Source organism: Dankookia sp. GCM10030260, assembly GCF_042666655.1.
GTDB lineage: Bacteria > Pseudomonadota > Alphaproteobacteria > Acetobacterales > Acetobacteraceae > Paracraurococcus.
Map to the genome: position 1 here is coordinate 200,688 of NZ_JBHTDE010000006.1, position 17,271 is coordinate 217,958.

At 72.2% G+C, this 17,271-nt stretch carries 16 protein-coding genes; 8 read left to right on the forward strand and 8 right to left on the reverse strand.

Features of this window, described 5'->3' with window-relative positions; translation table 11 throughout:
* Nucleotides 1–29: 29 nt before the first annotated feature.
* The 7 genes from ACFQS7_RS20000 to ACFQS7_RS20030 are packed head-to-tail and all read right to left on the reverse strand — an operon-like array spanning nucleotide 30 to nucleotide 7,374.
* Entirely contained in the window at nucleotides 30–1,010 is a 981-nt protein-coding gene (locus tag ACFQS7_RS20000) for a GNAT family N-acetyltransferase (protein WP_380068891.1), read from the reverse strand.
* A complete protein-coding gene (locus tag ACFQS7_RS20005) occupies nucleotides 1,007–2,209 on the reverse strand; it encodes a pyridoxal phosphate-dependent aminotransferase (RefSeq protein ID WP_380068892.1) in 1,203 nt (400 codons plus the stop codon). Before ACFQS7_RS20005 ends, ACFQS7_RS20000 begins: the two co-directional genes overlap by 4 nt.
* Before the next feature lie 4 nt (nucleotides 2,210–2,213).
* On the reverse strand, nucleotides 2,214–3,416 hold the full coding sequence (locus tag ACFQS7_RS20010) for a pyridoxal phosphate-dependent aminotransferase (protein WP_380068893.1): 1,203 nt from the start codon (nucleotides 3,414–3,416) through the stop codon (nucleotides 2,214–2,216).
* Between the two features lie 59 nt (nucleotides 3,417–3,475).
* On the reverse strand, nucleotides 3,476–4,285 hold the full coding sequence (locus ACFQS7_RS20015) for an ABC transporter permease (protein WP_380068894.1): 810 nt from the start codon (nucleotides 4,283–4,285) through the stop codon (nucleotides 3,476–3,478).
* Nucleotides 4,282–5,196 carry an ABC transporter permease gene (locus ACFQS7_RS20020; protein WP_380068895.1) on the reverse strand — a complete coding sequence of 305 codons (915 nt, stop codon included), beginning with the start codon at nucleotides 5,194–5,196 and terminating at the stop codon, nucleotides 4,282–4,284. Before ACFQS7_RS20020 ends, ACFQS7_RS20015 begins: the two co-directional genes overlap by 4 nt.
* Nucleotides 5,193–6,266, reverse strand: coding sequence for an ABC transporter ATP-binding protein (locus ACFQS7_RS20025; RefSeq protein WP_380068896.1), 1,074 nt, complete (start codon nucleotides 6,264–6,266; stop codon nucleotides 5,193–5,195). Before ACFQS7_RS20025 ends, ACFQS7_RS20020 begins: the two co-directional genes overlap by 4 nt.
* Before the next feature lie 16 nt (nucleotides 6,267–6,282).
* Nucleotides 6,283–7,374 (reverse strand): extracellular solute-binding protein, encoded by a 1,092-nt coding sequence (locus ACFQS7_RS20030; protein WP_380068897.1) that lies wholly within the window; start codon nucleotides 7,372–7,374, stop codon nucleotides 6,283–6,285.
* A 285-nt stretch (nucleotides 7,375–7,659) separates the two neighbouring features.
* Between ACFQS7_RS20030 and ACFQS7_RS20035 the strand changes: the two genes are divergently transcribed.
* From ACFQS7_RS20035 to ACFQS7_RS20065, 7 genes are all read left to right on the forward strand, one after another.
* Nucleotides 7,660–8,313 carry a hypothetical protein gene (locus ACFQS7_RS20035; protein WP_380068898.1) on the forward strand — a complete coding sequence of 218 codons (654 nt, stop codon included), beginning with the start codon at nucleotides 7,660–7,662 and terminating at the stop codon, nucleotides 8,311–8,313.
* A gap of 73 nt (nucleotides 8,314–8,386) precedes the next feature.
* Nucleotides 8,387–10,984 (forward strand): glycosyl hydrolase family 28-related protein, encoded by a 2,598-nt coding sequence (locus ACFQS7_RS20040; protein WP_380068899.1) that lies wholly within the window; start codon nucleotides 8,387–8,389, stop codon nucleotides 10,982–10,984.
* A 26-nt stretch (nucleotides 10,985–11,010) separates the two neighbouring features.
* Nucleotides 11,011–11,313 (forward strand): hypothetical protein, encoded by a 303-nt coding sequence (locus ACFQS7_RS20045; RefSeq protein WP_380068900.1) that lies wholly within the window; start codon nucleotides 11,011–11,013, stop codon nucleotides 11,311–11,313.
* A gap of 31 nt (nucleotides 11,314–11,344) precedes the next feature.
* Complete coding sequence (locus tag ACFQS7_RS20050; RefSeq protein ID WP_380068901.1) at nucleotides 11,345–11,719, forward strand: hypothetical protein; 375 nt, start codon at nucleotides 11,345–11,347, stop codon at nucleotides 11,717–11,719.
* 165 nt (nucleotides 11,720–11,884) lie between these two features.
* Complete coding sequence (locus ACFQS7_RS20055) at nucleotides 11,885–12,631, forward strand: Crp/Fnr family transcriptional regulator (RefSeq protein WP_380068902.1); 747 nt, start codon at nucleotides 11,885–11,887, stop codon at nucleotides 12,629–12,631.
* Between the two features lie 168 nt (nucleotides 12,632–12,799).
* Nucleotides 12,800–13,381, forward strand: coding sequence for an SIS domain-containing protein (locus ACFQS7_RS20060; RefSeq protein WP_380068903.1), 582 nt, complete (start codon nucleotides 12,800–12,802; stop codon nucleotides 13,379–13,381).
* A complete protein-coding gene (locus ACFQS7_RS20065) occupies nucleotides 13,381–13,908 on the forward strand; it encodes an HAD-IIIA family hydrolase (RefSeq protein ID WP_380068904.1) in 528 nt (175 codons plus the stop codon). Before ACFQS7_RS20060 ends, ACFQS7_RS20065 begins: the two co-directional genes overlap by 1 nt.
* On the opposite strand, the gene ACFQS7_RS20070 is transcribed toward ACFQS7_RS20065, so the two are convergent.
* Nucleotides 13,817–15,817, reverse strand: coding sequence for a glycosyltransferase family 2 protein (locus ACFQS7_RS20070; RefSeq protein WP_380068905.1), 2,001 nt, complete (start codon nucleotides 15,815–15,817; stop codon nucleotides 13,817–13,819). The two genes, ACFQS7_RS20065 and ACFQS7_RS20070, sit on opposite strands and share 92 nt — an antisense overlap.
* 258 nt (nucleotides 15,818–16,075) lie before the next feature.
* Here ACFQS7_RS20070 and ACFQS7_RS20075 point away from each other — a divergent pair, with 258 nt between their 5' ends.
* Nucleotides 16,076–17,236 carry a hypothetical protein gene (locus ACFQS7_RS20075; protein WP_380068906.1) on the forward strand — a complete coding sequence of 387 codons (1,161 nt, stop codon included), beginning with the start codon at nucleotides 16,076–16,078 and terminating at the stop codon, nucleotides 17,234–17,236.
* The last annotated feature ends 35 nt before the right edge of the window (nucleotides 17,237–17,271 follow it).

A 17,271-nucleotide genomic window follows, 5' to 3' on the forward strand; every position in this document is an offset into this window, starting at 1 on the left:
CCGCAGGTCATGCCATGCGGGCATTGGTCTCAGACGCGTTTCCAGAAGAAGGTGGTCGCAACCTCGCCGCCCCTGCCGTCCAGCGCGAAGCCGGGGATCGTCCCGGCTTCCTGCCAGCCCATCGCGCTGTAGAGCTTCTCCCCCGCATCGCCGGCGGTATCGAGCACCAGCAGGCGGCGGCCATGCGCCTGCGCCTCCACCTCGATCCGCCGCATCAGCGCGCGGCCGATGCCGGCGCGGCGGGTGGCGGGGTGGACCAGCACCTTCACCACGTCGGCCCGGTGCGGCTGGTTCTGCGGCATGTCGAGTCCGAGCTGCGCGGTGCCGACCAGCGCGCCGTCCAGCCAGGCGGCCAGCAGCACCCGGCCGCCGGTCGCCACATCCTTCGCCACATTGCGCCAGAAGCCGCGCGCGACCTCCATCGCCAGCGGCGGCAGGAAATAGACGCTGGCGCCGGCCTCGACGCAGCCGATCAGGATCTCGGACAGCCGGCGTTCGGCGCTGGCCGCGGCGGCGGCGTCCAGCGCCTTCACCACCAGTCGGCGGGCCGGCTTGGCGTAACGGAATTCGAGCGAGTTTGAGAGGTCGCCCAGCGCGCGGATGGCGCCCTGCCGGACATAGGACTGCTTCTCGTAGAAGCGATGCGCCCGGTCGAAGCGCGTATCGGACCACAGCACGAGGCGTTCGGCGCCCGCTGCCTTGGCATGTGCCTCGGCGGTCTCCAGCAGCCGCTGCGCCAGGCCGCTGCCGCGTTCCCCAGCTGCCAAATACATGCGGCAGATCTCCCAGCCGCCGTCCTCGATCGGCCTGGTGCCGACCATGCCGGCGACCTGCCCGTCGTGCTCCGCCACCCAGAGCGCGCCGCCCTGGCCGGCGAAATGGGTGGCGAGCGCCCGCAACTCGGGCACCTCGCCATCCACGTCCAGGACGCAGCCGGGATATTCCGCCCAGGCGGCGCCGATCAGGGCGATGAAGCCCTCGGCGTCGGAATCGCGCCCGGGCCGGATCAAGACAGTTCCTTGCAGAACTCCTGGATGCGGCCGCAGGCCTCGGCCAGGCTGGCCGTGTCCGTCGCGTAGGAGATGCGCATGTGCGGCGACATGCCATAGGCGGCGCCCTGCACCGCGGCGACGTGCTTCTCCTCCAGCAGCGCGGCGACGAAGTCGGTGTCGGTCTCGATCCGCCGCCCGCCCTTGCTGGTCTTGCCGAGGCACCCCGCCAGGTTCGGGAAGACGTAGAAGGCGCCTTCCGGCTTGTGACAGGTGAGGCCGGGGGCCGCGTTCAGCATCTCGACCACCATGTCGCGGCGCTGCTCGTAGGCCGCGCGCTGGGTCTCCACCAAATCTTGCGGCCCGTCGAGCGCCGCCACCGCCGCCGCCTGGCCGACCGAGGAGACGCCCGCCGTCGCCTGGCCCTGCATGTTGAACATGCCGCGGATCAAGGCGGCCGGGCCGCCGCCGAAGCCGATGCGCCAGCCGGTCATGGCATAGGTCTTGGAACAGCCGTTGACCGTCAGCGTGCGGTCGCGCAGCCCGGGCGTCACCTCGGCGATCGTGCTGAATTTGTGCCCGTCATAGAGCAGGTGCTCGTACATGTCGTCCGACAGCACCCAGACATGCGGGTGGCGCAGCAGCACCTCGCCGATCGCGGCCAGTTCCTCCCGCGAGGGCACCGCGCCGGTCGGGTTGCCGGGGAAGTTCAGCATCACCCACTTGGTCCGCGGCGTGATGGCGGCCTCGATATCCTCGGGCCGCGGCTTGAAGCCGTTGTTCTGCGGGCAGGAGACGGTGACCGGCACGCCGCCGGCGACCTTCGCCATGTCGGCATAGGAGACCCAGAAGGGCGAGGGGATCACCACCTCGTCGCCCGGGTCGAGCGTCGCCATGAAGGCGTTGAAGATCACCTGCTTGCCGCCGTTGCCGACGATGATCTCGTCCGCCGTGTAGTCGAGGGCGTTGTCGCGCTTGAACTTCCGCGCGATGGCCGCCTTCAGCGCCGGCGTGCCGCCCTGCGGCGGGTACTTGGTGTCGCCGGCGAGCGCCGCCTGGTAGGCGGCCTCGATCGCATGGCGGGGCGAGGCGAAGTCGGGCTCGCCGTTGGCCAGGCTGATGACGTTGATGCCCTTTGCCCGCATCTCCCGCGCCTTCGCCGTCATGGCGGCGGAGGGCGAGACGCGGACGCCGGACAGGCGCTGGGCGAGCTCGGGCATCGTGTTACTTCAGCCCGGCGCAGAAGCGCTGGATACGCGTGCAGGCATCCACCAGCTGGTCGTCGCTGGTGGCGTAGCTGATGCGGAAATAGCCGGGATACATGAAGGCGGTGCCGTGCACGCAGGCGACCCCTTCCTCCTCCAGCAAGGCGAGGCAGAAATCCTCGTCCGTCTCGATCCGCTTGCCGCCCGCCGTGGTCTTGCCGATGCAGCCCTGCATGGACGGGAAGACGTAGAAGGCGCCTTCCGGCTTGTGGCAGCGGATGCCCTGGGCGGCGTTCAGCATCTCCACCACCATGTCGCGGCGGCGCTTGTAGGCCACCTTCATCGTGTCGATGAATTCCTGCGGCCCGGTCAGCGCCTCGACCGCCGCGGCCTGGCTGATGCTGCTGGTGTTGCTGGTGGACTGGCTCTGCAGCTTGTCCATCTGCTTGATGAGGTGCGCCGGCGCGCCGGCATAGCCGATCCGCCAGCCGGTCATCGCATAGGCCTTGGAGCAGCCGTTCATGGTCACGGTGCGGTCGCGCAGCCGTGGCTCGACCTCCAGCACCGTCGCCGGGCGAAAGCCGTCATAGGCCAGCTTGTTGTAGATGTCGTCGGTGAAGACCCAGACATCGGGGTGCCGCATCAGCACGTCCGTCAACGCCTTCAGTTCCTCGGCCGAATAGGCCGCACCGGTCGGGTTGGACGGGTTGTTCAGCAGGAACCACTTGGTCTTCGGCGTGATCGCGGCTTCGAGCTGCTCGGCGCGCAGCTTGAAGCCCATGTTCTCGTCGCCGCGGACGATCACCGGCTTGCCTTCGGCGAGCTCGACGATGTCCGGGTAGGAGACCCAGCAGGGGGAGGGGATGATGACCTCGTCGCCCGCCTGGATGGTGGCGAGGAAGGCGTCGAAGATCACCTGCTTGCCGCCGGTGGCGACCAGGATTTCCTCCGGCTTGTAGTCGATCCCGTGGTCGGCCTTGAAACGGGCGGCCACCGCCTGGCGCAGCGCCGGCGTGCCGGCGACGTCGGTGTAGCGCGTCTCGCCGCGCCGGATGGCGGCGATCGCCGCCTCCTTGACGTTGTCCGGGGTGTCGAAGTCGGGCTCGCCCGCGGCCAGGCCGATGACGTCCTTGCCCGCCGCCTTCAGCGCCCGCGCCTTGCTGGTCATGGCGATGGTGAGGGACGGGGAGATCCGGTCGAGCCGGTCGGCGATGAGCTTCATGGGACAGGGGCCTGTGGTCTGGCGAAGGGCGGGGACCCTACAGGCCACCCCCCGCCGCTTCAACCCGCGCGAGCGCCACCCCGGCCATTCCGCCCGAGAATGACGGCCGCGAGGCCAAGGCAGACCCCCGCCACCGCCAGGATGACGGCGGCCAGCGCGTTGATCTCCGGCGTCAGCCCCACCCGCAACTGGGAGAAGACCAGCATCGGCAGCGTCGTCCCGGCCGGGCCGGAGACGAAGCTGGCCACCACCACGTCGTCCAGCGACAGGGTGAAGGCCAGCAGCCAGCCCGCCACCAGCGCCGGGGCGATCAGCGGCAGGGTCACCGTGCGGAATACCGTGAAGGGTGCAGCACCCAGGTCGGCTGCGGCTTCCTCCAGCGCCGGGTCGAGGCCGGCCAGCCGCGCCTGCACCACCACGGCGACATAGGCCAGGCCCAGCGTCGCATGCGCCAGCAGCACGGTCGCCGCGCCGCGCCCGGCCTGCCAGCCGAAGGCCGCCTCCGCCGCGCCCTGCAGCACCACGAACAGCAGCAGCAGCGACAGGCCGGTCACCACCTCCGGCAAGACCAGCGGCGCGCCGGCCAGGGCGCCGAACAGCGCCCGGCCGCGGAACCGCCCGTGCCGCGCCAGCACCCAGCCCGCCATGCCGCCCAGCAGCACCGCCAGCGTCGCGGCGCCCGCGGCGATCCGCAGCGACAGCCAGGCAGCCTCCAGCATGCGTTCGTTCGCCGTAAGCGCCTGGAACCAGCGCAGGGAGAAGCCGCCCCACTGGAAGGGGATGCGGTCGGCGCTGAAGGCGTAACCGACCAGCAGCAAGATCGGCAGCCAGAGAAAAGCCAAGCCCAAGGCCAGGCCAGCCCGCTTCATGGCGATATCCCGGGGCGCCGCCCCGGACCCCGCGAAGGGGGCGAAGCCCCCCTTCGAGACCCCCCTTCATCCAAGCCCTGGAACAGGCGGATCGGGACGATCAGGAGGACCAGCAGGGCCACCGCCAGGGCCGCGGCCAGGGGCCAGTCGCGGTTCTGGAAGAACTCGGCCCACAAGACGCGGCCGGCCAGCAAGGCCTCCGGCGGGCCAAGCAATTCCGGGATCACGTATTCCCCGGCCGCCGGGATGAAGACCAGCAGGAAAGCCGCCGCCGCCCCGGGCAGGCTCAAGGGCAGCGTCACCGTGCGGAACACCACCCAGGGGCCGGCGCCCAGGTCCGCCGCGGCCTCCTCCACGCTCAGGTCGCGCCGCAGCAGCGTGGCGGTCAGCGGCAGCACGGCGAAGGGCAGATACGCATGCACCATGCCGAGATACATCGCCGCATCGCTATAGAGCAGCGGCAGCGGAGCCTCCGTCAGTCCCAGCCGCATCAGCACCCCGTTCACCCAGCCGCCATCCCGCAGCAGCCCGATCCAGGCACCCAAGCGCGGCAGGAAGCCGGTCCAGAAGGGCAGCAGCACAAGCGCCAGCAAGGGCAGCCGCCAGCCCTCCCGCGCCGCCGCGATCCCCAGCGCCATGGGATAGGCCAGGCCGAGGCACAGCGCCGCGGACACCCCGGCCACCACCAGCGAGCGCAGGAAGGCGCCGGCATAGTAACCGTCCTGCACCAGGGTCAGCAGCGACTCGAAGCTGCCCTGCCAGCCTTCGGTCAGCGACACCGGCGGCAGGAAGGGCGGCACCCCCGGTGCGCCCCGGCTCAGCGCGATGGCAGCCAGGATCGCCACCGGCGCCGCCACCAGCACCAGCAGCCAAGCGAAGGGCGGCAGCAGGATCAGCGCACGGCGAATCATCCGGCCAGCGGCGCCAGGCTCTCGGCCGCCCAGGCGAGCGCGATCGCCGCCCCCGGCGCCGGCGGCGGCACATCGGCCGGCAGCGCCACCCGCCATTCCGCGCCGCCCGGCAACGCCACCACCGCCAGCCAGCCGTCGCCGCGATAGGCCAGTTCGCGCACCCGCGCCGTCACGCCGTTCTCGGCCGGGGCCTCGGCCACCAACCGGATCCGCTCCGGCCGCAGGGCATAGGCGGCTGCCGGCTGCACCGGGCGCAGCCGGCAGCCGGCGATGCACGCCACCGCCCCGTCCGGCTGCGGCCGGCCTTCCAGGATATTCGCGGAACCTAGGAATTCAGCCACGTGCCTTGTCGCCGGCCGGTCGTACAGCGCCTGCGGCGGGCCGTATTGCGCCACCCGCCCGCCCTGCAGCACCGCCACCCGGTCGGCCAGCGCCAGCGCCTCCGCCTGGTCGTGCGTCACCATGACGAACCCCGCGCCGGTCGCCCGCTGCAGCGCGCGCAGCTCAAGCCCCGTGCGTTCCCGCAGGGAGGCATCCAGCGCCCCCAGCGGTTCGTCCAGCAGCAGCAGCGGCGGGCGCTTCACCAGGCTGCGGACCAGCGCCACGCGCTGCCGCTGGCCGCCGGACAGCTGCGCCGGCCGCCGCGCCGCGAAGCCCTGCAGCCCGACCAGGGCCAGCGCCTCCTCGACCCGCCGGGCGATCTCCGGCTTCGCCACCCGGTCGCGGCGCAGCCCGTAGGCGACGTTGTCGAAGACGCTCAGATGCGGGAACAGCGCGTAGCTCTGGAACACCATGCTGACCGGCCGCGCATGCGGCGGCAGCGCGCCGATGTCGCGGTCCTGCAGCAGCACGCGGCCGGCCTCCGCCGTCTCGAACCCGGCGACGATCCGCAGCAGCGTCGACTTGCCGGATCCGCTGCCGCCCAGCAGCGCCACGAACTCGCCCGGCGCCACGTCGAGGCTCAGCGCGTCCAAAGCGAGCGTCGCGCCGAAACGCTTCGTCACCCCCTCGATGCGCAGCAGCGGCGCGGCACCGATGACCGGGGAGCCGCCAGGCCCGGAGGTCTCCATCGGTGCCGCCAAAACCTCAGCGCCCCGCCCGGAAGCGGCTCCAGAGCCGGGTGCGCGCCCGCTCCGCGGCCTGGCTCGGCGTGGCCGGGACGAAGGCATGGGCCAGCGCCGCCTCGGACGGGTAGACATTCGGGTCGTCCCGCACCGCCTCTGCCACCAGCGGCCGGCTGGCCGGCACCGCGTTGGGGTAGCGCACCTGGCTGGTGATCGCCGCCATCATCTCCGGCTGCAGCACGAAGTCGATGAAGGCCTGTGCCGCGTCCGGGTTCGGCGCGTCGGCCGGGATCGCCAGCAGGTCGAACCAGAGATGCGCGCCCGACTTCGGCGCGGCATAGCCGAGCTCGACGCCTTTTGCCGCCTCCCGCGCCCGGGCCGCGGCCTGGATGACGTCGCCGCTATAGGTCAGCGCGACGCAGATCTCCCCGCTCGCCAGCATGTCGAGCAGCGCGCCCGAGCCGGGGATGGCGCGCAGATGCGGCCGGATCGCCAGCAGCGCCTGCTCGGCCGCCTTCAGGTCGGCGGCATCCGTGGTGTCGGGGTCCTTCCCCAGCCATGCCAGCACCGAGGGCAGCACGTCCGTCGCGCTGTCCATCACCGCCAGCCCGCATTTGGCCAGCTTCGCCGCATTCTCCGGCTTCAGCAGCAGATCGAGGCCGTCGAGCGGCGCCTCCGGCCAGAGCGCCCGCACCCTGTCCAGCCTGATGCCGAGCCCGACCGTGCCCCACAGATAGATCGCGCCGAAGCGGTTGCCGGGATCGACGGTGGCCACCCGCTGCATCAGCCGCGGGTCGAGGTTCTTCCAATTCGGGATCTTGTCGCGATCCAAGGGCCGCAGCGCACCGGCCTTCACCAGCCGGGCGAAGGTCGGCTCGCCGGTCGGGACGATGATGTCGTAGCCCGACCGCCCGGCCGAGAGCTTGCCCTCCAGCGTCTCCAGGCTGTCGTAGACGTCGTAGCGGATGCGGATGCCGGTCTGCTGCTGGAAGCGCTGGACCACGGAGGGGGCGATGTAGTCGGTCCAGTTGTAGACGTTGAGCACCGGCTGCGCCGCGGCGGGCAGGCCCGCCAGGCTGGCCAGGATGGCTGCAAGAAGAAGGCCTCGGCGCATCGCCATCCCGCTCCGGTTGGGTCGCGCCGAGGCTAGCAGGACGCGGCGATTCCGGAAGGGTCGGCAGCGCCTGCCGAAGACTGCGGTCCCATCATTCGCAAAACTAGGATCATTTTCCTTGACAGCGCGGCTTGCTCCGCGCTATCCCCACCACGCCGACGGCCGAGATGCGCCCGACGCTCCCCCCGCACCATCCGAGCCCGCCGCACCCGGTCCCCCGCGCCGCGCACCCGCGCCGCGTGGCCCGCCGGCGCGACCGGCCGCTGCCGAGACGGAGAGAACCCCGTGCCCTTCAGCCCGGCCAACCTCAATGCCTTGCTCCAGACCAGCGCCTTCAATCTCTGGCACTACCGCACCGCGGATACCCGTGCCGTGGTCAGTGCCGCCGGCTACTTCACCCCGGTCGCCGCCAGCCTGAAGCCCGGCGACCTGATGGTGCTGCAGACCGTGGACGCCATGGCGCTGGTGCCCTTCCGCTCCAATGCCGTGCTCGGCACCGGCGTGACGCTGGACGGCGCGGTCGGGCCGATCACCCTGCTCCGCGCGGCCACCCAGGGCTTCCGCTTCGGCCAAGCGGCCTCCGCCGTGGTGCGGACCATCCTGCTGGCGCCGATCGCCGCCGGGATCCTCGCCGGCGGCAGCATCCCGGTCTCCGCCAGCGTCACCGGGCCGATCGCCCAGGTGGTCTTCAGCCTGCGCGACGCCAGCGGCGCCATCATCCCGCCGGTCAAGGCCGTGGCGGTGCAGGGCGGCCTCGCCGCCACCAGCTTTCCCGCCCCGCCGGTCGGCAGCGGCTACCGCATCCAGGTGGAGGATGCCGCCGATCCGGCGATCGCCGAGACCTCCCGCAGCTTCAGCGTGGCGCCCGACATCGCCCACCTGCTGATCGAGTCCGGCGACGGCCTGGCCACCGAGGCGGGCGACCCGCTGAAGCGCTGACCCGCGCCGCGCCGCCCCATCCCGCCATCCGCCCGCAGCCCCACCGCTGCGCGCCCTTCCGGACCGGAGACCAATGCCCGACGTCAGGATCAGCGAGCTTCCCGCCGCCGTCACCCCCGCGGATGCGGACCTCGCGCCGCTGGTGCAATCCAGCGGCGCCACCCTCGAGACCCGCCGCGCCACCGTCGCGCAGCTCCGCAACGCGGTGCTGGCCGACCGCGGCGCGCATGTGCGCGACTACGGCGCGGTGGGCGACGGCGTCACCAACGACGCGCCCGCCATCCAGGCGGCGATCAACGACCTGAAGACCAGGGGCGGCGGCACGCTGAGCTTCGGCCCGCGGGTCTACCGCATCGCCTCCGCCATCGTGCTCGCGGATGCCACAATCCGGCTGCAGGGCGCCGGCTTCACCGAAGGCCCGTCCCCCGCCCAGGGCACCTGGCTGAAGATCGATGCCACCGGCTTCACCCCCTTCACCTTCACCGGCATCTACACCCGGGGCGCGGCGGTGCGCGACATCGCCGTGGCGCAGCACCACACCGCCGCGCTGAACGCCGCCTGGGCGCCGGTCGACTACGACTTCGTCTTCCGGGTGGAGGACTGCCTCGGTGGGGTCGATTTCGACAACGTCTTCCTCAGCAACATCACCCGCGGCATCTACGCGCGGAATTCCGGTCGGCTCGACATCCGCCGGCTGCGCGGCCAGGTGCTGCGCACCGGCGTCGAGATCGACCAGTGCCTGGACATCCCACGCATCCACAGCGTGCATTTCTGGCCCTTCTGGACCAGCGACAACAATGTCATCCGCTGGGCCCAGGCGAACGGCGACGCCATGGTCTTCCGCCGCTGCGACGGCGTCTTCATCGACCAGGCCTTCGTGCTCGGCTACCGCAGCATGTTCCGCTTCGGGTCCTCGGCCAGCGGCATCACGACCAAATTCTACATCGGCCAAGCCTATACCGATTTCTGCCAGTACGGCGTCTGGGTCGAGGCCAACGGCACCGATGGCCAGATCGCCAACCTGACCCACCAGGGCGAGATCTTCAACGCCGGCGGCCCGCCGCTGGCCGGCGGCAGCGGCATCTTCGTCAATGCCTCCAACACCCGCATCCAGGCGGCCAATCTCCGCATCGACGCGGTCGAGGACAACGCCATCCGCATCGCCGGCAGCGGCAACCGGCTGGACGTCTTCTCGCTGCGTTGCGTGCGCTACAATTACCGCAACAACGGATCCACCGCGATCCTGCTGGGCGATAGCGGGGCCGCCGCGCCCAACCGTGTCTATCTCGGCAGCCCGCCGCTGCTGGAAGGCGGCAACGGGGACCTGCTGGTCAATACCGGCACCAACGCGGTCCTGGCCCTTGGCGCGCCGGCCGGCCGCGCCGCGCGGCCGGGCCTGGCGCTCGGCAGCGCCGACACCGGCCTGTTCCAGCCAACCGGCGGCAGCCTCGCCGCCGCCGCCGGTGGCACCGAATTGCTGCGCACCACCGCCGGCGGCACGGTCACGCTCGGCGCCGCCCCGGGCGGCCATGCGCTGGAAGTGGCGACGCCGCTGTCCGGGGCCAATCGCCTGCAGGTGACCGGCGGCGGCACCGGAGGCGCCGTCACCGCCCAGGCGCAGGGGGCGGATGCCAATATCGACTTCTGGGTCACCGCCAAGGGCAGCGGCCTGGTCCGCACCGTGACCGCCGCGGCGGCCGACAATTCCTCCGCCCTGGCCACCACCGCCTGGGTGCGGGCGCAGGGCTATTCCACCGCATCGGGCGGCGGCGGCGTGGCGCCGGTGACCAGCGTGGCGGGCCGGATCGGCGACGTGGTCCTGACCATGTCCGACATCGCCGGCGCGGCGCCGCTCGCCTCGCCGGGCTTCAGCGGCAGCCCGACCGCGCCGACGCCGGCTGCGACCGACAACAGCACGGCGCTGGCCACCACCGCCTGGGCCTGGTCGCGGCCGCCGCAGCAGCAATTGGCCGACGCCACCGTCGCCGGCGGCAATCCGCGCGGGACCAACGCCACCGACTGGCAGGGCATCCGCAGCGCTCCCAACCAGGTGGCGAGCGCGACCCAGGCCACCATCGGCGGCGGCGGCGGCAACACCGCCTCCGCCACCGCCGCCACCGTCGCCGGCGGCAACAGCAACACCGCGGGCGGCCCGTACAGCTGGGTGCCCGGCGGCGTCCAGGCGGACAGCCGCGGCCTGCATGCGCGGGGTGCCTGGTCCGCCGGCCGCTTCGCCAGCAACGGCGATGCGCAGGCGGGGGAGTTCGTGCTCCGCCGGCAGACCACCGATGCGACCCCCGCCGTGCTGACCGCGGATGGCGGCACGCCGGGCGCCACCAACCTCGTCAACCTGCCGAACGATGCGACCTACGCGGTCCGCGTCATGATCGTGGCACGCCAGGTCGACGGCACGGCCGGGGCCGTCGGCGACAGTGCGCTCTGGGTCCGCGACTTCCTGGTGAAGCGCGGCACCGGCGCGGCCACCACCCAGATCACCGGCGTGTCGCAGACCGCCGCCAGCCCGACCGCCAGCGACAGCGGGGCGACGGCCTGGCGGGTCGTGCATGCGCCGGACACCAGCAACGGCGGCCTGTCGCTGAGCGTCACCGGCGCGGCCGGCAAATCGATCAACTGGGTCGCCCGCATCCTCTCGGTCGAGGTCGTCGGCTGACCCCCTTTCACCCCGGAGACCAATCCATGGCGCTGATGAAGCCGATCGAGATCCGCAACACGGGTCTCCTCGCCGCCTATTGGCGGTTGACGCATTGCCAGATCGACCATGCCGCCGGCATCGCCGAATTCCGTCTGCACGGCTACCCGAGCCGCGACGCGCGGGCCGCCGGCAAGCAGCCGCTGCCCGGGCTCAACTACCGCGCGACGGCCGCTGCGCTCGGCCTGCCCGACCTGCATGCGGTGACCAGCGCGACGCTCTACGCCGCGGCCCGCGCCCAGCCGGCCGAAGACGGCACGGTCTGGTTCGCCGATGCCCTGGATGCCTGACCCCACCTGCACCGATTGAGAGGAGAGACGCATGCCCGACCTCACCGATTATGCGAAGAACCTGCTCGGCCGCGCCCTCTGCGCCCGGGTGCCGGCGCTGCCCAGCCAAGTCTTCCTCGGCCTCGGCACCGGCGGCGCCGATGCCACCGGCCTGGTCGGCGAGCCTGCCGGCACCGGCTATGCCCGGCAGCGGGTGACCTTCACCGGCACCGGGGCGCAGCAGAACACCGATGCCATTCGCTTCACTTTCACCGGCACGGCCGGCACCTTGACCCATGTCGGCCTGTTCGACGCCGCCAGCGGCGGCAACCCGCTGACCTGGTCGGCACTGGCGCAGCCGGCCGCGGTCACCGGGGCCGGCACGGTCACGCTCAACGCCGCGTCGCTGGTGCTGACTGCCAGCTGACCGCGCAGGATGACGGCACGGCCGGCGGCCGTGCCGTCATCACCCTTCCCTTCGGCCCGCCATGCGTGTATCGCTTAGGGAACATTGGCGACCGCGTGCATTAGCGACGGCTTGTGCTCGAAGGCGCCGTTCGGTTAGCCTGATGGCCGAGGACCGGAGACCCACTTGAACCCGTTCGACGCCCCGCACCCGACGCATGAGGTGAATGCCGCCGGGCAGGCCTGCGAGCGATGCGGCAGCCGCGTGTCCGGGCTCTGCCAGCCGCTGGATGCCGCGGCGCTGGACGAGATCACCTCCGAGGCGACGCATTTCGTGCTGCCGGCGCATAGCGCGGTGTTCCGGGAGGGCGACCCGGCCGGTCGGATCTTCACCCTGGTCGACGGCTTCGCCAAGCTGTCGCGGCTGTTGCCGGACGGCAAGCAGCAGGTGGTCGGCTTCCGCTTCGCCGGCGACGTCATCGGCTACACCACGTTGAAGAACTACCCCTTCGATGCCGAGCTGCTGACCGATGCCAAGCTGTGCCGGCTCGACCGCGCCCAGCTCGACGGCCTGCTGCGCCGGTACCCGAAGCTGGAACGCCGGATGCTCGACCTCTGCGTCCAGGAACTCACCGCGACGCAGGAACAGCTCGTCACCGTCGGCCGCCGCTCGGCCGAGGCACGGGTCGCCGCGTTCCTGCTTTCCCTCGTCGAGGCCAGCCGCCGTCGCGGCCAGCCGCGTCAGGTGCTCGAGATGCCGATGACCCGGGCGGACATCGCCGATTTCCTCGGCCTGACCCTGGAAACCGTCAGTCGCAGCCTGACCGCCTTCCGCAAGCGTGGCTGGATCCACGAGCCGGTGCACCACAAGGTGGAGCTGCTGAACGTGGCGGCCATCACTGCCCTGGCCGAAGGCACCAGCGACAACTTCTGAGCCGGGCATCCGGCAACCGTCCCCAGCCATGCCGCTCGCGGGCCGGCACATCCCCACGCTGCCCGGAAATGCCCTGGCTCCTGAAGCGCGGAGCAGATTCACGGCGCCGGGCATTTTCACCCTGTGGCGATCTGCCCTAGACCGGCGTCTCGCAACCGGATGCGCTCCATGACCGCCGAAATCCGTGCCGCCATCCTCGATTCCGCCGCGACGCTGCAGCGGATGGCCGAGGATGCCGCCGCCGTCGCCGCCATCGCCGGCATCGTCGACCGCTCGGTCGCGGCACTGCGCGCCGGGCACAAGCTGCTGTTCTGCGGCAACGGCGGCAGCGCGGCCGATGCGCAGCATTGGGCCGGCGAGCTGGTCGCCCGCTTCCACTACGACCGGCCCGGCCTGGCGGCGATCGCGTTGACCACCGACAGCTCGATCATGACCGCGGTCGGCAATGACTATGGCTACGACCGCCTCTTCGCCCGGCAGGTCGAGGCGCTGGGCGCCCCGGGCGACGTGCTGTTCGCCCTCACCACCTCCGGCCGCTCGCCCAACATCCTGGCCGCCTTGGCCGCGGCACGGGCGAAGGGGATGGCGGTGGTCGGCTTCACCGGCGCCGGCGGTGCCGATTTCGCCGCGCTCTGCGATCTCTGCCTCTGCGTTCCCGCCAGTTCGACGCCGCTGATCCAGGAAGCGCACGAGGTCGCCGGCCACGCCATCTGCGCCATGATCGAGCGGCGGATGTTTCCGCGCGCCTGATGCTCCGGCGCGCGCTCTTCCTCGACCGCGACGGGGTCATCAATCTCGACCACGGCTATGTCCATCGCCGGGAGGAATTCGACTTCGTCGACGGCATCTTCGACCTGGCCGCCGCGGCCACCCGCCGCGGCCTGCTGCTGGTGGTCGTCACCAACCAGTCCGGCATCGGCCGTGGCCTCTACTCCGAAGCCGATTTCCAGGCGCTGATGGCGTGGGTCGCGGCCGAATTCGCCGCCCGCGGCACGCCGCTCGCCCGGATCGAGCATTGCCCCGACCACCCGGGGCGCGCGACGCCGCGCCGCAAGCCGGCGCCGGGCATGCTGCTGGATGCCGCCGCCGCGCTTGGTCTCGACCTGCCCGGCTCGATCATCGTCGGCGACCAGCCCGGCGACGCCGAGGCCGGGTTTCGCGCCGGCATCGACACCCGCATCCTGGTCAGCGCGGATCCGGCTGCGGCGGTCCCGCCGGGGACGCTGGTGCTGCCCTCGGTGCGGGCGGCGGCGGCGTGGCTCGCCGCGCGGGACTGACCGTGGCGCGAGGATGGGGAGCGCCGATATAGGGCGTCCAGGGCGGGATGCGCCGCGGCTGCCGCGCCAGGGCGCCATGCGCGCCTTCCAGGCTCAACCAGGGCGAATAGAAGGGATCGTGCAGCAGCACGTCGCCCCAGCGGCGGCGCATGGTGTCGATCTCCCCGGCGAAGCGCCGCGCCTTCTCGGGCGCCAGATCCTGCCCGCGGGAGGCGCTTTCGAGGTGGTAGAGTTCGGCGAAGGGCGTCCAGAGCACGCGGTAGCCGGCCTGCCGGATGCGCACGCAAAGGTCGACGTCGTTGAAGGCGACGACAAGCTGGGCCGCGTCGAGCCCGCCGACCTCCCGGTAGACCGCGCGCCGCAGCGCCAGGCAGGCGCCGGTCACCGCCCCGGCGGCGCGGGCGAGGGCGAGGGAATTACAATAGCCCGCATCGTCGCGCGCCGCCCGCAGCAGGTAGTGGTCGGCGACCCCGCCGACGCCGGTGACGACGCCGCCATGCTGCAGCCTGCCATCGGCATAGAGCAGCTTGGCGCCGACCGCGCCGATCTCCGGCCGCACCGCCTGGCTCACCATCTCGCGCAGCCAGTGCGGCTCGATCACCTCAATGTCGTTGTTGAGCAGCAGCAGGATCTCGCCCCGCGCCATCTCCGCCGCCTGGTTGTTCAACGCGGAGTAGTTGAAGGGGCCGGGTGCCGCCAGGATGCGGACGCGCGGATCGGCCCGCAGCCGGTCGAACAGGGCCAGCGTCTCCGGCTCGACCGAGCCGTTGTCGACGACCAGGAACTCGATCGCCGGGTAGTCGGTGCGCTCCAGCACCCCCTCGGCGCAGGTTGCCAGCAGCCCCGCCCGGTCGCGGGTCGGCACGATGACGGAGACCAGCGGCGCCGGGTCGGGCAGCGGCCAGACGACGCGGGTATGCGCGGGCGCGAGCGGCGCCGGCTCCAGCCGTGCGGCGATCCCGCGCGCCGCCAGCGCATCGGCCACGGCGCGGCGGCTGGCCGCGATGCGGCGGTCCAGCCGCGCCTGGGCGAGGTGGGACGGCCGCCCGGTCAGCCGCCGATGGTACAGGATGGCCGGGATGTGCCGCACCGTGCCCGGGCCAGCCGCGGCGGTCGCCCGCAGCGCCAGGTCATGGTCCTGGCCGCCCTCCATGCCCTCCCGCAGCCCGCCGATCGCCGTCAGCAGGTCGCGTCGGTAGACGCCGAGATGGCCGACCAGGTTCTGCCCGAGCAGCAGGTCGGGATCGAAATCCGGCTTGAAGCAGGCGCCGAAGCGGCGGCCCGCGGCGTCCAGCCGGTCCTCGTCGGAATAGAGGACCTCGGCTTCCGGATGCGCCGCGATCTCGGCCGCCACCTGGTACAGCGCATGGTCCGGCAGCAGGTCGTCATGGTCCATCAGCGCGACATAGTCGCCCCGCGCCAGGGCCAGCGCGCTGTTGGTCGCCGCCGCCACATCGCCGTTGGTCGCCCGCCGAACCCAGCGGATGCGCGGATCGCGCGCCGCCGCCTCGGCCAGCACCTGCGCCACCTGCGGGGAGGGCGAGGCGTCGTCGGCGATGCAGAGCTCCCAATGCGGCCAGAGCTGCGCCTCGACCGAGGCGATGGCGGCACGCAGCAGCGGCGCCGGCGTCTCATGGGCCGGCATGACGACGGAGATCAGCGGCGCCGCCGGCAGCGCCGCGACATGGGCGCGGATCGCCGCCCTGTCGGCCGCCGACAGCGTGTCGAAGCGGGCGATCCAGGCGGCATAGCCGGCCCGGTCCTCCGGGTCGTAGCGGCCGGTCGGCGGCTCGCCGAGCAGCGCCCGGGCCAGGCCGGCCAGGCGCAGGCGGAGCGGCAGCAGCTCGTCTGGCAGCAGCTCCCAGGCGGCGCGCCAGCCGCGTTTCAGGGTCAGGTGCAGGGATTCCATCGGTTTGGTTGATAGGCGCCGCCCTGGATCGTGGGAGTCACGCCCCGGTCAGGCGGCGGTTGCCGTGGCATGCTCGGCTGGCAAGCGCCTGGAATCGACTGGAAAGCGGCCCGCCTCATCACGCCCTGTTGTATGCTGTCCGGCCATGCCGGGGGGGCGTCTCCCGGCCTCCTGAACCCGCGCCGGCCGGACACGTGGTAGCGCCGGGATTGTCCCACCCGGAAGGTCCCGCCGCTGCCGGCCCCCCCACTGCCCTACATGCTCACCCCGCTCAGCCCGCAGGATCCCGGGCTGCGCCGGGCCATCCACGGCTACAGCACCGCCGGCACATGGCGGCGGCTGGCCTACCGGGTCGGCCAGGTGGGGCTGGAGATCGCCGGGGCCCTGCCGCAGGACGCCGCCCGTGCGCTCGGCGGCGGCGCGCCGCCGTTGCTGCGGCTGGAAGCCGGGGTGGACCCGCGGCCCAGTGCCGCGGCGGTCGCGCTCTACGTGCATTTCGCCGCCGCGGGCACGGTGTCCGAGATGGTGCGGCGGCAGCTGGCCGGGCTGGCCGAGGCTGGTTTCGCCATCGTCTTCATCAGCATGGCCGGGACAGTGCCGGAGGCGGACTGGCAGGCCGCCCGGCAGCATTGCGCCCTGGTTGCGCAACGACGGAATTTCGGCCGCGACTTCGGCGCCTGGCAGGACCTGGCCGTCGAGGCGCGGCGCCGCTGGCCCGGCGCCACCGAATTGCTGCTGGCCAACGACAGCGTGCTGGGCCCGATCCTGCCGCTGCCGCCGGTGCTCGCCGCGCTGCGGGCGGGCGGGGAGGGGGTGTTCGGCCTGACCGAGAGCATCCAGGGCGGCCCGCACCTGCAGAGCTACTTCCTGCTGGCGCGCGGCGCGGCCGCGACGGGCGACCTGTTCGGCTTCCTGGCCGGCATGCACATGAGCCATTCGAAATGGCTGGTCGTGCAGCGTGGCGAATTGCGCCTGGCGCGCTGGATGCACGGCCGCGGCCACCACGTGGCGGCGCTGTTCGGCTACCACCGGCTGGTGGCGGCGGCACTGGCCGACCCGGATGAGCGGGCGCGGCTCGCCGCTTCCCACCCGCTGCTGCGCGACCTCGAGGCGCTCGACCCGGCGGCGCGGGCGGCGCTGCTGCTGGGCCAGCCGCTGAACCCGACGCACCATTTCTGGCATGCCCTGGTGCGGCGGTTGGGCTTCCCCTTCCTGAAGACCGAGCTGATCCGCCGCAACCCGGGCAGGCTGCCCGGAGTCGCCGGGTGGCGGGACCTGGTCCCAGCCGATTCGCCCTGCCCCGTCCCGATGATCGAGGCGCATCTGCAGGCAATGGATGCCCCGCAAACTATCCAGACTCAGGAAAACGAAACGGCAGCGGCACGCAAGACTGGACAGGAATCGCGTAACGCCGCATGAATTCAGCGGAAGTATTCCGGCGCCGGGGCGTCGCC

What these genes read in the sequence shown, in the direction of transcription:
- ACFQS7_RS20005 (WP_380068892.1), bottom strand. Translation starts at nt 2,209, where the DNA reads ATGCCCGAGCTCGCCCAGCGCCTGTCCGGCGTCCGCGTCTCGCCCTCC.
- ACFQS7_RS20010 (WP_380068893.1), bottom strand. Translation starts at nt 3,416, where the DNA reads ATGAAGCTCATCGCCGACCGGCTCGACCGGATCTCCCCGTCCCTCACC.
- ACFQS7_RS20015 (WP_380068894.1), bottom strand. Translation starts at nt 4,285, where the DNA reads ATGAAGCGGGCTGGCCTGGCCTTGGGCTTGGCTTTTCTCTGGCTGCCG.
- ACFQS7_RS20020 (WP_380068895.1), bottom strand. Translation starts at nt 5,196, where the DNA reads ATGATTCGCCGTGCGCTGATCCTGCTGCCGCCCTTCGCTTGGCTGCTG.
- ACFQS7_RS20025 (WP_380068896.1), bottom strand. Translation starts at nt 6,266, where the DNA reads ATGGAGACCTCCGGGCCTGGCGGCTCCCCGGTCATCGGTGCCGCGCCG.
- ACFQS7_RS20030 (WP_380068897.1), bottom strand. Translation starts at nt 7,374, where the DNA reads ATGCGCCGAGGCCTTCTTCTTGCAGCCATCCTGGCCAGCCTGGCGGGC.
- ACFQS7_RS20040 (WP_380068899.1), top strand. Translation starts at nt 8,387, where the DNA reads ATGCCCGACGTCAGGATCAGCGAGCTTCCCGCCGCCGTCACCCCCGCG.
- ACFQS7_RS20045 (WP_380068900.1), top strand. Translation starts at nt 11,011, where the DNA reads ATGGCGCTGATGAAGCCGATCGAGATCCGCAACACGGGTCTCCTCGCC.
- ACFQS7_RS20050 (WP_380068901.1), top strand. Translation starts at nt 11,345, where the DNA reads ATGCCCGACCTCACCGATTATGCGAAGAACCTGCTCGGCCGCGCCCTC.
- ACFQS7_RS20060 (WP_380068903.1), top strand. Translation starts at nt 12,800, where the DNA reads ATGACCGCCGAAATCCGTGCCGCCATCCTCGATTCCGCCGCGACGCTG.
- ACFQS7_RS20065 (WP_380068904.1), top strand. Translation starts at nt 13,381, where the DNA reads ATGCTCCGGCGCGCGCTCTTCCTCGACCGCGACGGGGTCATCAATCTC.
- ACFQS7_RS20070 (WP_380068905.1), bottom strand. Translation starts at nt 15,817, where the DNA reads ATGGAATCCCTGCACCTGACCCTGAAACGCGGCTGGCGCGCCGCCTGG.
- ACFQS7_RS20075 (WP_380068906.1), top strand. Translation starts at nt 16,076, where the DNA reads ATGCTCACCCCGCTCAGCCCGCAGGATCCCGGGCTGCGCCGGGCCATC.